This window comes from Tengunoibacter tsumagoiensis, from assembly GCF_003967535.1.
Lineage (GTDB): Bacteria > Chloroflexota > Ktedonobacteria > Ktedonobacterales > Ktedonobacteraceae > Tengunoibacter > Tengunoibacter tsumagoiensis.
The window spans coordinates 1742662-1757757 of sequence record NZ_BIFR01000002.1 but is presented as its reverse complement, the minus strand read 5'-3'; the positions used below and the strand labels follow the sequence as shown (position 1 = coordinate 1757757).

Genomic DNA, 15096 nt, shown 5'->3' with positions numbered 1-15096 from the left:
TTTGTCGGAGGCGGCCCTTCTTCCCATCCCCATGTTAAAACGGAGTGTAACAACATCCTTGAACTAGTTTTTAACTGCTGAACCTTATACTGCTCTGGAGTGCGTAATAAATGATCTGGTGGTAATGTCGGCAGCTTTCAGGCTGTAATAGGGAGAACAGTTGAACACATTGGAGAAGAGTAAAAGGCAGTATGCTTGTTATTCTGATACGACTGCTGGTTAAGATAGTCATTTACATGGAGAAAGGAATGGCTCGACATGGATCGACCACTTTCCGAGGATTTACTTATTGCAGGAAATCAACGCGTTGTTGAGCGCGAATACTGGCTAAAGAAGCTCTCCGATGATGTTCAGCGAGGGTACATTCCATATGATTTTCCCGTTGACGTGCGGAAGGACCAGATGATTGTATGCGACCTTTTTACGCTTCCGCAGCCCCTGGCTCACTCCTGTCATCGTCTGGCGAATGGTTCCAAAAATAATCTCTATATCCTGCTGTGTGGATGTCTGGCAGTGCTTGTAAGTAAATATACCTCTCATCTGGATCTCGTGCTTGGCGCTCCAGTCTTAAATGAAGCCCCTGTGGCTGACTTGCTCAATCTGGTGATCCCTCTTCGGCTCCAGTTACAAGAGTCTATGACATTCAAACAATTGCTCATGTATGTGAAAGCGCAACATCTCGAAGGGGTGGCCCATCAGAACTATCCTGTTGAAATGCTGGCTGCTCAGCTAGGTTCTAAGGCTGCGATAAGCACCTTTCCTTTATTTGATATTGTGGTCCTACTTGAAGATATTCATATCCAGCAATTCTTTTATAAGACGGCCCCCGCCCTCACCTTTTCTTTTCGTGCTGTAGACGAAAATCTGTCCATCGCTGTCAGCTATGATAGCGCCCTGTATGAAAAACAGACGATTACCCGGCTTGCTCAGCGCTTTATCTATCTACTGGGCGAGATGATTGCGCATAAAGATGATGGATCGGTGATGGATCTCGCCATCGCTAAGCCTGATGAGTGCCATAGCTGGCTGGCTCCATTAGATAGAACAGCCGTAGCTTTTCCCGCTCAGGCGACAGTAACGCAGCTCTTTGAGGAAGCGGTCGCATTATTTCCCACCAATATTGCGCTGCAATTCGGCCATGAGCGTGTAACCTATGCCGAATTGAATAGCCAGGCCAATCGACTGGCACGAGTCCTCAGGGCCAGGGGCATCCAACCCGATGCGATTATTGGCATCTATGCGGAACGATCGCTGGAGATGGTCATCGGTATGCTCGCCGTTTTAAAGGCAGGAGCAGCGTATCTGCCACTTGACCCGATCTATCCGCCGGATCGGGTGGCCTATATGGTTGAGGATAGTCAGGTACAGAGTGTTCTTACGCAAGCATCACTGATCGATCAGCTCCCGGCTTCTCTTGATCGGTTGCTATTGGATGACAGGCACCTCTATCAAGGCGTAGATGATACCAACCTTGAGCCGATCCACAACGAGCGCAGCCTGGCCTATATTATTTATACATCGGGAACGACCGGCCAGCCCAAAGGTGTGATGATAGAGCACCAGCAGGTCGCACGATTATTTCGTAATGAGCAATTTCCTTTTGCGTTTAACGAACATGATACATGGACAATGTTTCACTCGTTTTGTTTTGATTTTTCTGTCTGGGAGATGTATGGAGCCCTGTTCAATGGTGGACGACTGATTGTGATTCCACGCACAATGACTGTAGATATGTCTTCCTACCTTGCCTTATTAAAACAAGAACGTGTAACCATCCTCAACCAGACGCCGGGAGCCTTTTTCCGCCTGGCTGAAGAAGAGAGCAAAGATGATCAACCTACGCTTGCCTTGCGCTATGTCATTTTTGGGGGCGAGGCATTGAAGCCTGGGCGATTGGCTTCATGGTCGCAGCGCTATCCACAGATACAGCTCATTAATATGTATGGAATTACAGAGACAACGGTCCATGTCACGTATAAAGAGATCACCCGGGAAGATATTCAACTGGACGTGAGCACCATTGGCCGTCCAATCCCGACCACCTCAGTCTCTATCCTGGACGCCAGATTGAACCCGGTCCCGAACGGAGTGCCTGGCGAGCTCTTTGTGGGAGGTGAAGGAGTGGCGCGGGGCTATTTGCATAAACCTGAACTCACGCAGCAGCGCTTTATCCCTGATCCCTTTCATCCCGGGAAAAGTATGTATCGTACGGGTGACCTGGGCAGGTTAAGAAATAATGGAGAGATAGAGTTTATCGGGAGAGCTGATCAGCAGGTTAAGATTCGAGGTTTTCGGATCGAGATTGGCGAGATCGAAGCTCAGATTATGAAGTTTGCTGGCATCGCTAACACCATTGTTCTGCCCGTTGAAGATACTGACGGTGAGCATGCCCTCTGCGCATACATTGTGGTTGGAGGAACACCCGGTGATCAGAGCGAACTGGCTCTAAAATTGAAAGAGTATGTAAGACAGTATCTGCCAGCCTATATGGTGCCAGCCTTTATTGTGCCTATCAGCGAGCTGCCATTAACGGAACATGGAAAAATCCACAAAGCGCTCCTGCCTGATCCCAGGGACGTCATTCCGGTCAGCATCGGCTATCTTGCGCCTCGCAACCAGCTAGAGCGACAGTTAGTAGAGATCTGGGCGCATATCCTCAAGCTGCCAGAAGACAAAATAGGTATTCATGATCGATTTTTTGATCTTGGAGGAAACTCCTTTAGCGTTATTGCCTTACATACGAAAGTTCAAGAAACCTTCAAGAAACAGATTCCAATCATGAGCTATTTTCAATATCCCACCATTGTCAGTTTTGTTGAGCATATGCAACAGATGCATGATGATCATCAGGAGACTGACCTCTCCGAAGAAGAGGCTGAGCCAGAAGAAATGTATTCCATGATGGATGCACTTACCCAATTAGCGGAGGCAGAGTAAGGTGAGCGAACGTAAGAAAACACTTCCGCCTGAAATGCAGGTTGCCGTGATTGGGATTGCTGGCCGCTTTCCTGGCGCTCAAAATGTGCAAGAATTCTGGCACAACCTGAGCCAGGGGATTGAATCGATTACCTTTTTTTCACCAGAGACCCTGCCCATCTGGAAAATGCAGCCTGACTTACTAAAGGACCCCAACTTTGTCGCGGCAAAAGGCGTTATTCAGCAGCCTGAGTATTTTGACGCCGCCTTCTTTGGCTATTCGCAAAGAGAAGTTGAAGTGATGGACCCCCAGATGCGCTTATTTCATGAATGTGTCTGGGAAGCGCTAGAAGATGCTGGATATAATCCCGAAGGGAAAAATGGCAGTGTGGGTCTGTTTGCCGGGGCCTCTGCCAATGTGTACTGGCAAGGAATCTCTCTATTAAGTCGCAGCAGTAGCGCAGGCGAGCAATTTGCGGCCCTGTCCTATACCGACAAAGATTTTATGAATGCGCAGGTTGCCTATAAGTTGAACCTGAACGGGCCAGGAGTCACGGTTGATTCTGCCTGTTCAACATCATTGGTTGCTATCCATCTGGCCTGTCGATCAATCCTTACCGGGGAATGCAGTATGGCCATTGCCGGAGGCGTCTCAGTGCCGGTTCCCAGTCCTGCCGGTTATCTCTATCAAGAGGGGATGATTCTCTCTCCAGATGGTCACTGTCGGGCGTTTGATGAGCATGCTACTGGTACTGTGCCCGGTGAAGGTGTTGGTGTTGTGGTTGTCAAGTCGTTGAAGCGAGCACTTGCTGATGGCGATCACATCTATGCGGTCATCCGAGGCTCGGCCATCAATAATGATGGGAATCGAAAAATAGGTTTTACTGCTCCAAGTATTGAGGGGCAGACAGATGTGATTCGGGCGGCACATCGCATGAGTATGGTTGAGCCAGAAAGTATCAGCTATGTGGAGGCGCATGGGACCGGGACGGTGCTGGGCGACCCGATTGAAATCGCGGCACTTACGGCTGCTTTTCAGACGGAGAAGCGTGGCTACTGCCAGATCGGGTCGGTGAAATCCAATGTGGGACATCTGGATGCCGCCTCGGGCGTGGCTGGCTTTATCAAAACGGTCCTGGCCTTGCAGCAGCAACAGATCCCGCCCAGTCTCCATTATGAGCAGCCCAATCCTCAGATCGACTTTGCTCACAGCCCTTTTGTGGTCGCCACCCGCTTGCAGCCCTGGCTGACCGAAGGGGGACCACGGCGGGCGGGCGTCAGCTCCTTTGGGATCGGAGGAACCAATGCCCATGTGATCCTGGAAGAGGCTCCGCCACGTAGCGCCTCCGGCCCCAGTCGTCCCTGGCAGCTCCTGCCGCTCTCGGCCAGGACAGAGACCGCACTGCCCCAGGTCATCACCCGGCTCAAACAGCATCTGGAGACTCATCCCGAACTGGTACTGGCCGATGTGGCCCATACCCTCCAGGTGGGGCGAGCCCATTTTTCCCACCGACGGGCTCTGGTCTGCTCATCAGTGGCGGAGGCGATGGCAGCCCTGGATGAGGCGCTCCACACGCCAGAGCAGCCGCGCAAAAGACCACAGAAGACCCCCACCATCGCCTTCCTGTTTCCCGGCCAGGGAAGCCAGTATGTGAACATGGGACGCGAGCTCTATGAGCAGGAAGCGGTCTTTCGAGCGGTGATGGACGACTGCTTTGTCCGGGCGGAGGCGTATGGGCTGCCTGAGCTCAAAGCGGTGCTCTATCCAGCGCAGGAGAGCCTGGAGGCTCAGGAGCGGCTGACGCGCACCGAACTGGCGCAGCCAGCGCTCTTTAGCGTGGAATATGCGCTGGCCCAACTGATGAGCAGTTGGGGGCTTCGTCCCCACAGCCTGCTTGGCCATAGTCTGGGCGAATATGTCGCGGCCTGTCTGGCCGGCGTCCTGACGCTGGAGGATGCCCTGCGACTGGTGATCCGGCGCGGTCACCTGATGGGACAGGCGCAACCCGGGGTGATGGTCAGCGTCAGCCTCTCCGAAGGGGAGCTTCAACCGTATCTTCAGGGCCAGCTCAGCCTGGCGGCTAGCAATGCGCCTGCGTTGTGCGTGGTGGCGGGATCAGCGTCGGAGATCGAGGCTCTTGAAGAGCGCTTGCAGCAGGATGGGCGGCGCTTCCGGCGCTTGCAGACCTCGCATGCCTTCCATTCCGTCTTGATGGAACCGATCCTGGCCTCCTTTGAACAGGAGGTGCGCCAGGTCACGCTGTCCGAGCCGCGTCTACCCTATCTCTCCAATCTGACGGGAGGCTGGATGCAGGCGCAGGAGGCCACCTCAGTTCGCTATTGGGTGCAGCACGTGCGTCAGACCGTCCGCTTTGGGCAGGGCATCGATCAGCTCTTCGAGAACGAAGACACGATCCTGATCGAAGTGGGACCAGGCACGACCCTGAGCACCTTTGCCCGTAAGAGCCAGCGAGCAACACGGGAGTCCGTCATCGTCAGTCTCCTGCGGCATCCTCAGGATCAGCAGCCGGAATCCGCCTGTCTGCTCAAAGGGATTGGGAGATTGTGGGAGGCTGGGGTTGATCTGGAGTGGAGCAAGCTCCTGCGATCAGAGCAGCGGCAGCGGCTCTCCCTCCCCACCTATCCTTTTGAACGCCAGCGCTTCTGGCTTGATGAGACCCTTGTAGAGTCAGCCTTTCTGGCTGAACGTCGCTTGGGGCCAACTTCACCAGCAGCGATAACCCATGCATCCACACAAAAGACCTATTTTTATCTCCCAACCTGGGAACGGCAACCACAGCTACAACAGATACACAGTCAGCAGCCACGGTCGCATGCCACCTATCTTTTCTTTCAAGATGATGATGGCATTACAGCCGCACTGGCTGAGCGCTTACAAGGTGATGGATGTACGATCATTACCGTGACAAAGGGAAGCGCCTATACCAATCAGCTCGCTTCAAGTGCGCATCTCTTTTCGATCGATCCCGAGCAAGAAGAGCATTTTCAGAGGCTTATTGATGATATCTCTGGCACCATCGATACGATCATTTATGGGTGGGGCCTTGAACATTCTTTTGCCCATGAGGATCGTCCAGTACACATGCAGACCAGTGGGTATAGCGGCCTGCTTTCCCTGGCACGGGCTGTGGCAAGGAAGCAAGCTGGCTCTACGCATATAACGATTCTTTCGCAGAGTATCTTTGAAGTGATAGGGACAGAGAACCTGCGCCCCGAACAGGCGCTGCTCTTAGGACCACATAAAATAATTCCCCAGGAATACAAAAACATCACCTGCTCAATGATAGATCTTGCGCTCTCTCAGGAAGATGCATTACTTCTGGACCAGCTTGCTGCTGAAGTTGTTTATGGTCGGGTGGAAGGTATCATCGCCTTACGTGGAAAGTATCGCTGGACACAGACATTTTGCCCCTTTCAACCGGGTGAAAACGACGCTTCTCTGCTCAAATCCCGTGGAACGTATGTGATTACTGGCGGGCTTGGCGCGATAGGATTGACATTTGCGGCCACTCTGGCTAGGACCAGTCAGGCAAATCTTGTCCTGATCTCTCGGAGCCATTTCCCAGACAGGAGCACCTGGGATGAATGGCTGGCCTCCCATGCTGAGGATGACAAGACGTCTCAAACCATTCGCACACTTATCGCTCTGGAACAATCTGGTTCAACCCTACTGATCCGTCAGGCCGATGTGGCCGACCGAGAGGCGATGAAAAAAGTTATCGCCGATGTTTTGTCTAACTTTCAATGCATCAATGGTGTTATCCATTGTGCTGGAGTCGCAGATGGAGCCTTAATCCAGGGCAGAACGCAAGCCTGGGAGCAACGAATTCTCTCTGCAAAAGTTCAGGGGACACTGCTCTTAGATGAGCTCCTACAGGATGTAGCCGTAGATTTTGTCCTTCTCTGTTCTGCCTTATCGGCGGTCGTCGCACCCATTGGTCAGGTTGGATATGTGAGTGCAAACAGTTTTCTGGATGCATTTGCGCAGTATAAGTGTCGCCAGAGTTCGACGCGATGGCTATCGATCGGGTGGGATACCTGGCGAGATGCTGGGATGGCGGTTGTCTCAGATGCGTTACTAAAAGCCTCTGTATCACATGCTGATTATCAAGCGCGTCTGGAGGAACAGACAGGATATGGCATCTCAAATGAAGAAGGGGCCAGCATATTTCTCAGAACATTGCCTCTTTCAATCCCCTATATTCTGACCACCAGAGCAGAACTCGCACAGAAGTTCGATGAGAATCGGGCATTGGCACAACTCTATGCGCAGCAAACGTCTGTCCAATCTTTGGGCGCTCCCCTTCAAACCATAGAAACAGTAGTAGAGATTGAACGCGTCATCCACGATATCTGGACGAAATTTATCGAGATCGACGCGAGAGACCAGCACAGCAACTGGTTTGATCTGGGAGCCTCATCACTGGATATTATCCAGGTTGCAAGTATGATCAATGCTGCTCTTGGCACTGATGTGACAGTACCAGACCTGTTTACGTTCTCCACCATCCAGGCTCTAGCTGATTTTATCTATCATAAGAATGGTAAGCCAGAAGCCGTCTCCGTTCAGGAGAATCGAGAGGAGCGCTTAGATGCAGGCAAATCACGTTTAAAAAATCGGTTGGAGAGGACAAAACGCAAATGAACTCCCGTTTCTCGCATGTTGTAAGTGGGCCTGCCATGCCAGTGATAGGGAATAAAAAGGCGCATAGCAGAAGATCATGAGCGGAATAAGCAGCAGTGGAGGAAAAAATATCCATGAGTGGTGATAACACGAATGCAACAGGTCTGGAAATCGCAGTCATTGGTCTGAGCGGGAAGTTTCCCGGTGCAGATGACGTGACTGCGTTTTGGGAGAACATTCGCAATGGCATTGAGTCCATTAGATCATTAAATGATGATGAGTTAAGCGCGGCTGGCGTCGATCAAGCACTCATGAATAATCCACGCTACGTGAAAGCAGGAGGCTTTTTGCGTGGCGTCAAAGAGTTTGACGCTGCCTTTTTCGATTATACTCCCCGCGAAGCCCAGTTGATGGACCCACAATATCGTTTGCTCCACGAATGCGTGTGGGAAGCATTAGAAGATGCAGGCTATCAGCCTTATCAGCATGAAGCTTTAATTGGACTCTATGCTGGAGCAAGCAACAATATCTTCTGGTCCGCAACTGCATTACAAAGCTTAAAAGAAACAGCTGAATTATTTCAAGCCATGCTCCTGAACGATCATAATTTTACCACTCGTATCTCATATAAATTAGACCTGCGTGGACCGAGCCTGGCAATGAATACGGCCTGTTCCTCTTCCCTGGTTGCAATTCACCTGGCCTGTCAGGCGCTATTAAGCGGAGAGACTGATATTGCCATCGCAGGTGGCGTATCGATAAATATGCCAACCTCAGCCGGGTATCTCTATCAAGAGGGTATGATTCATTCGCCAGATGGTCATTGCCGAGCCTTTGACGCTCAGGCAGCTGGAACTGTTTTCTGCGATGGAGCAGGAATGGTCGTGCTCAAGCGGCTTGAAGAGGCGGTCAATGATCGAGATCATATCTATGCGGTTATTCGGGGCTCAGCCATGAATAACGATGGCAATCAAAAGGCTGGCTATACCGCTCCCAGCACGCAGGGCCAGACCGCAGTCATTAAGGCCGCACTTCATGTAGCGGAAGTAGAGCCAGAAAGCATCAGTTATGTGGAGGCGCATGGGACCGGGACAGTGCTGGGCGACCCGATTGAGATCGAGGCGCTCAAGGCCGCCTATCAGACGGAGAAGCGCGGCTACTGTCAGATCGGGTCGGTGAAATCCAATGTCGGACATCTGGATGCTGCCTCGGGCGTGGCTGGCTTTATCAAAACGGTCCTGGCCTTGCAGCAGCGCCAGATCCCTCCCAGTCTGCATTATGAACAGCCCAATCCCCGCATCGACTTTGCCCACAGCCCCTTTGTGGTTGCCACCCGCTTGCAGTCCTGGCTCACCGAGGGGGGACCACGCCGGGCAGGTGTCAGCTCCTTTGGAATCGGGGGGACCAATGCCCATGTGATCCTGGAAGAGGCTCCCGCCCTCAGTGTCTCTGGCCCCAGTCGTCCCTGGCAGCTCCTGCCACTCTCCGCCAGAACCGAGACGGCACTGCCCCAGGTCATCATCCGGCTCAAACAGCATCTGGAGGATCATCCCGAGCTGGTACTGGCCGATGTGGCCCACACCCTCCAGGTCGGACGAGCCCATTTTTCCCATCGACGGGCTCTGGTCTGCTCGTCAGTGGCGGAGGCGATGGCAGCCCTGGATGAGGCGCTCCACATGCCGGAGCAGCCGCGCAAAAGAGCACAGAAGACCCCCGCCATCGCGTTCCTGTTTCCCGGTCAGGGAAGCCAGTACGTGAATATGGGACGTGAGCTCTATGAGCAGGAAGCGGTCTTTCGAGCGGTGATGGACGACTGCTTTGCCCGGGCGGAGGCGTATGGACTGCCCGAGCTCAAAGCGGTGCTCTATCCAGCTCAGGAGAGCGCAGAGATGCAGGAGCGGCTGACGCACACCGAACTGGCGCAGCCAGCGCTCTTTAGCGTGGAATATGCGCTGGCCCAACTGCTCATCAGTTGGGGGCTTCGTCCCCACAGCCTGCTTGGCCATAGTCTGGGCGAATATGTCGCGGCCTGTCTGGCCGGTGTCCTGACGCTGGAGGATGCCTTGAAGATGGTCATTCGACATAGCCAGATCATGGGACGGGTCCGACCCGGTGAAATGGTCAACGAAGTTGAGCTTGCTCAGTTTGAGCGAGAAGTACAACGTGTCTCATTTGCTGAGCCTCGCATTCCCACACTTTCCAGCGTAACTGGAGAATGGGCTCAGGCGAAAGAAATCGCTACTCCAGGGTATTGGGTGCAGCAGATGCGAGCGGTCTCTCAGAGTATGCCACCGTTACTGGAGCATGAAAGTGTTGTCCTGGTACTGGGCAGGGGAGAGGACATACGCAGCTCTGTTCCTGAATCCCTCATGATATTGGGCAATGAGGACAGGGAACAGGCTCATCTCCTGACCGTGGTCGGCAGATTGTGGGAGATAGGCCTGGAGATTGACTGGACGGCCTTTTCCCAGAATGAGCAACGACACCGCCTCTCTTTGCCCACCTATCCTTTTGAACGCCAGATCTTCTGGGATGTCATGACCCGATCAGACACGATCCTGGAGAATAAAGAAGAACCATCCACAAGGCTGTCTAACAGGGAAACAGCCTATCTGGAGACAGTCTCAGCTATGGTTCGCGATCATTCTGCCACCGTCTTCAGCGAGACCATCACTGAGATTGTGAAGTCCCATTTTGGTTTGACAGAGATTGATAGCCGCGATAACTTCTTTGATCTGGGTGCGACCTCGCTGGATATCTCACAGTTGTGCTCATTGCTCTCTGAAAAACTTGGTCAGGAGATCCCTCTCGTCTCTTTTTACACCTACCCCTCAATAAGAGCATTAGCCAACCATTTATCTCTCTCCACCGACACAAAAGATGGAACCGCTGCCAGTACCACTCCTCCTCACCCCCATTCAGCTCAACCGGCCTCACCCTTAGCGCCTTCTGGCGTTCGAACCAGAGATATCGCCGTTATTGGTATGTCCGGGCGCTTTCCTGGTGCTTCAAACGTGCAGGCTTTCTGGCAAAATATTGCCCACGCAGTCGAAACCATTTCCTGGTTTTCAAGCGAGGAACTGGAAGAAGTAGGGATCCCGAGAGAAGTGGCTGAGCTCCCGGCCTATGTGAAAGCAAAAGGCATTATTGGGGGAGTAGAGTACTTTGATGCCAACTTCTTCGACTATGCCGCTAAAGAAGCAGAGATAATGGACCCCCAATTCAGACTTTTGCATGAGTGTGCCTGGGAAGCATTAGAAGATGCTGGATATGATCCGGGAACCTATGAGGGGCTTATCGGTGTTTATTCTGGTACCAGCCCTAACCTGGAGTGGATGTATCGCCTTGGCGAAAAACTTACAGGAGCTAACCAATTTGGCACCATGTTGCTCAACGATAGAGAATTTTTTAGCACAGCACTCTCATATAAGTTGAACTTGCGCGGTCCCAGCGTCACGATGCAGACCGCCTGCTCGACCTCATTAGTTACAATTGTCCTGGCCTGCCAATCATTACTTGCAGGTGCAAGTGATATAGCACTGGCTGGCGGTGTAACCGTGACGTTACCGGAGAAGTCTGGTTATCTCTATCAAGAAGGCATGATTCACTCACCAGATGGTCATTGTCGCAGCTTTGATGCCCGGGCGGTTGGAACCGTCTTTGGAGATGGAGCAGGAATGGTCGTGCTCAAGCGGCTTGAAGAGGCGGTCAAAGATCGAGATCATATCTATGCGGTTATTCGGGGCTCGGCCATGAATAACGATGGCAATCAAAAGGTTGGTTATACCGCTCCCAGCACGCAGGGTCAGACCGCTGTCATTCAAGCGGCGTTACGAATGGCGGAAGTAGAGCCAGAAAGCATCAGTTATGTGGAGGCGCATGGGACCGGGACAGTGATGGGCGACCCAATTGAAATCGCGGCGCTCACGGCTGCTTTTCAGACGGAGAAGCGCGGCTACTGCCAGATCGGGTCGGTGAAATCCAATGTGGGACATCTGGATGCCGCCTCGGGCGTGGCTGGCTTTATCAAAACAGTCCTGGCCTTACAGCAGCGCCAGATCCCGCCGAGTCTGCATTATGAGCAGCCCAATCCCCAGATCGACTTTGCCCACAGCCCCTTTGTGGTCGCCACGCGCTTGCAGCCCTGGCTCACCGAGGGAGGCCCACGACGGGCGGGCGTCAGCTCCTTTGGGATCGGGGGGACCAATGCCCATGTGATCCTGGAAGAGGCTCCGGCCCTTAGCGCCTCCGGCCCCAGTCGTCCCTGGCAGCTCCTGCCGCTCTCGGCCAGGACAGAGACGGCGCTGCCACAGGTCATCACCCGGCTCAGACAGCATCTGGAGACTCATCCCGAGCTGGTACTGGCCGATGTGGCCCATACCCTCCAGGTGGGGCGAGCCCATTTTGCCCATCGACGGGCTCTGGTCTGCTCGTCAGTGGCGGAGGCGATGGCAGCCCTGGATGAGGCGCTCTACACGCCAGAGCTGCCGCGCAAAAGACCACAGAAGACCCCCCCCATCGCGTTCCTGTTTCCTGGTCAGGGAAGCCAGTATGTGAATATGGGACGCGAGCTCTATGAGCAGGAAGCGGTCTTTCAAGCGGTGATGGACGACTGCTTTGTCCGGGCAGAGGCGCTCGGGCTGTCCGAGCTCAAAGCGGTGCTCTATCCAGCGCAGGAGAGCCCGGAGGCTCAGGAGCGGCTGACACGCACCGAACTGGCGCAGCCAGCGCTCTTTAGCGTGGAATATGCGCTGGCCCAACTACTCATCAGTTGGGGGCTTCGTCCCCACAGTCTGCTTGGCCATAGTCTGGGCGAATATGTCGCAGCCTGTCTGGCCGGTGTCCTGACGCTGGAGGATGCCCTGCGACTGGTGATCCGGCGCGGTCAGCTGATGGGACAGGCGCAGCCCGGGGTGATGGTCAGTGTCAGCCTCTCCGAAGGGGAGCTTCAACCGTATCTTCAGGGCCAGCTCAGCCTGGCGGCCAGCAATGCACCCGAGTTGTGCGTGGTGGCGGGATCAGCATCGGAGATCGAGGCTCTTGAAGAGCGCTTGCAGCAGGATGGGCGGCGCTTCCGGCGCTTGCAGACCTCGCATGCCTTCCATTCCGCCCTGATGGAACCGATCCTGGCCTCCTTTGAACAGGAGGTGCGCCAGGTCACGCTGTCCGAGCCGCGTCTGCCCTATCTCTCCAATCTGACGGGAGGCTGGATTCAGGCGCAGGAGGCCACCTCAGCGCGGTATTGGGTGCAGCACGTGCGTCAGACCGTCCGCTTTGGGCAGGGCATCGATCAGCTCTTCGAGAACGAAGACACGATCCTGATCGAAGTGGGACCGGGGACGACCCTGAGCACCTTTGCCCGCAAGAGCCAGCGAGCAACACGGGAGTCCGTCATCATCAATCTCCTGCGGCACCCTCAGGATCAGCAGCCGGAAGCTGCCTGTCTGCTCAAAGGGATCGGGAGACTGTGGGAGGCTGGCGTCGACCTGGAGTGGAGCAAGCTCCTGCGATCAGAGCAGCGACAGCGGCTCTCCCTCCCCACCTATCCTTTTGAACGCCAACGCTTCTGGCTTGAGTCTGGAGCCCCTCATGAAGAGAGGCTCTCGCTCAAGAAAAACCTGAGTACCCAGAAAAATACCACTATCAGCGAATGGTTCTACCAGCCTTCCTGGGTACGTTCAATGCTGCCCTCCTCACAAGAAGCTGCACCCATAACGCATTGTTTATTGTTCCAGGACACTTCAGACCTCTGCGAATCATTGATTGAGCAACTGATGAGCCATGGTATACAGATCATTCGGGTTGAGACGGGAGCTCGTTATACACAAGTGCAGCAAAACCATTATCGTCTCAATCCGCATTCGGCCAATGATTACAAAGTGCTCTTTAACGATCTGGCTACGGCAAATAAACGACCTGAGATCATTATTCATTTGTGGAGCAGGGTTGCACCAGCATCCTTGAGCTTTGAAGAAGTACAAATGCCTGGATATTACAGCCTGATCTATCTGGCACAGAGTATTGGCGCTCAGAAAAACGAGAAAACCATCAAGATTGCGGTCATAACCAGAGATCTGGTCGAGATCACAGGGCAAGAACAACTGACCCCCGAGAAATCGACAATTTTCGGCCCATTAAAGGTTATTCCGCAAGAATATACCAACATCCAGTGCAAAATGATCGATGTCGATTACCCTGCTGGACAGACTGCTGCGCCTTTTGCAGGACGAATCATTGAGGAATGCCTTACCTGGTCTTCGGATGCTCAGGTGGCCTATCGAGGTAAGCATCGTTGGATACAGGAATTTCGCTCGGTACATTTAGAGAAGAGCCAGAAACCTCTCTTGAGAACGCATGGTGTCTACTTACTTATTGGTGGCCTGGGTGGTATTGGACTCACAATGGCAAGGTATCTTGCCAAACAGTATCAGGCCCGGCTCATCTTAACCAGAAAATCCTGGTTCCCGGCGCAAGCAGACTGGGAGCAGTGGGTGCGTGAGCACGATGAACATGATGATATCTCGCGCAAAATTTGTGCACTGAGAGAGCTTGAGCACTATGGTGCAGAGGTCTCGGTCGCACAAGTTGATATCGCTCATGAGAATGATGTACAGCTTGTGATCAACGAGATAGAAGCGCGCTATCAGACACTCCATGGTGTTGTGCATTCAGCCGGTCTGCCCGGTGGTGATACATTCCGCGCCATTCAAGAGATCACACATGAGGCGGCGGAAGCACAATTTACAGCAAAGATACAAGGAGTTCAGGTTCTCCAGCGCATACTACAAGGCAAGCAACTTGATTTTTGTCTACTCTTCTCTTCCGTTGCTACCGCCCTTGGTGGACTTGGATTTTGCTCATACACCGCCGCAAACCAGTATCTTGACACCTTTGTGCAGAGACAGAATCAAACTGATGGTCCGCCCTGGTTATGTATCAACTGGGATGCCTGGGCCTTTCTCGAAGGCGTTGACACCTCTACCGCATTTGGCCAATCCATCATCGCAACAGCAATAGTGCCAGATCAAGAAGGAGAAGAGCTCTTTCAACAGATTTTGACCTCTCGTTTTGAGAGCCAGTTGTTTGTCTCCACCACAGACCTGAACGAGCGAATTAGAACCTGGATTCATGGAACGGGCGAGAGGCAGCGTGAGAGACAGAACACTGCCTCTTTTGCTCGTCCCGACCTGGCAAATCCCTATATCGAGCCAAAGAGCGATATGGAGATGAAACTGGTTGAGCTCTGGAAAGACTTTTTCCGCATTGAACAGGTGGGCGTCCGCGACAATTTCTTTGAGCTTGGCGCAAGCTCATTAGATGCCATTCAAATTACCAGGCTCCTTCAGGAAAAATTGAAACGCAACATTCCCATCGTAACCATCTTCACCTATCCCACTATCGCACTGCTTGCTAGCTTTCTCGTTAGCGACGTTGACCAGGAAACCGATCATGCTATCCAACAAGAGGAACTTGTTGAGGGGAGACAGCGAGTTGCCGGGCGTCGTTCAAGGAGAATGCAGGAGGATGAATAATCA

At 53.2% G+C, this 15096-nt stretch carries 3 protein-coding genes; all 3 read left to right on the top strand.

Annotated features, from left to right (window positions below; translation table 11 throughout):
- Nucleotides 1–258 precede the first annotated feature (258 nt).
- The 3 genes from EL628_RS27340 to EL628_RS27330 all read left to right on the top strand — a co-directional run bounded on the left by EL628_RS27340 (nt 259) and on the right by EL628_RS27330 (nt 15093).
- Nucleotides 259–2937: a non-ribosomal peptide synthetase gene (locus EL628_RS27340; protein WP_126583147.1), complete on the top strand. Its 2679-nt coding sequence runs from the start codon at nt 259–261 to the stop codon at nt 2935–2937.
- Between the two features lies 1 nt (nt 2938).
- Nucleotides 2939–7582: a type I polyketide synthase gene (locus tag EL628_RS27335; protein ID WP_126583146.1), complete on the top strand. Its 4644-nt coding sequence runs from the start codon at nt 2939–2941 to the stop codon at nt 7580–7582.
- 113 nt (nt 7583–7695) lie between these two features.
- Nucleotides 7696–15093: a type I polyketide synthase gene (locus tag EL628_RS27330; RefSeq protein WP_126583145.1), complete on the top strand. Its 7398-nt coding sequence runs from the start codon at nt 7696–7698 to the stop codon at nt 15091–15093.
- Nucleotides 15094–15096: the final 3 nt, after the last annotated feature.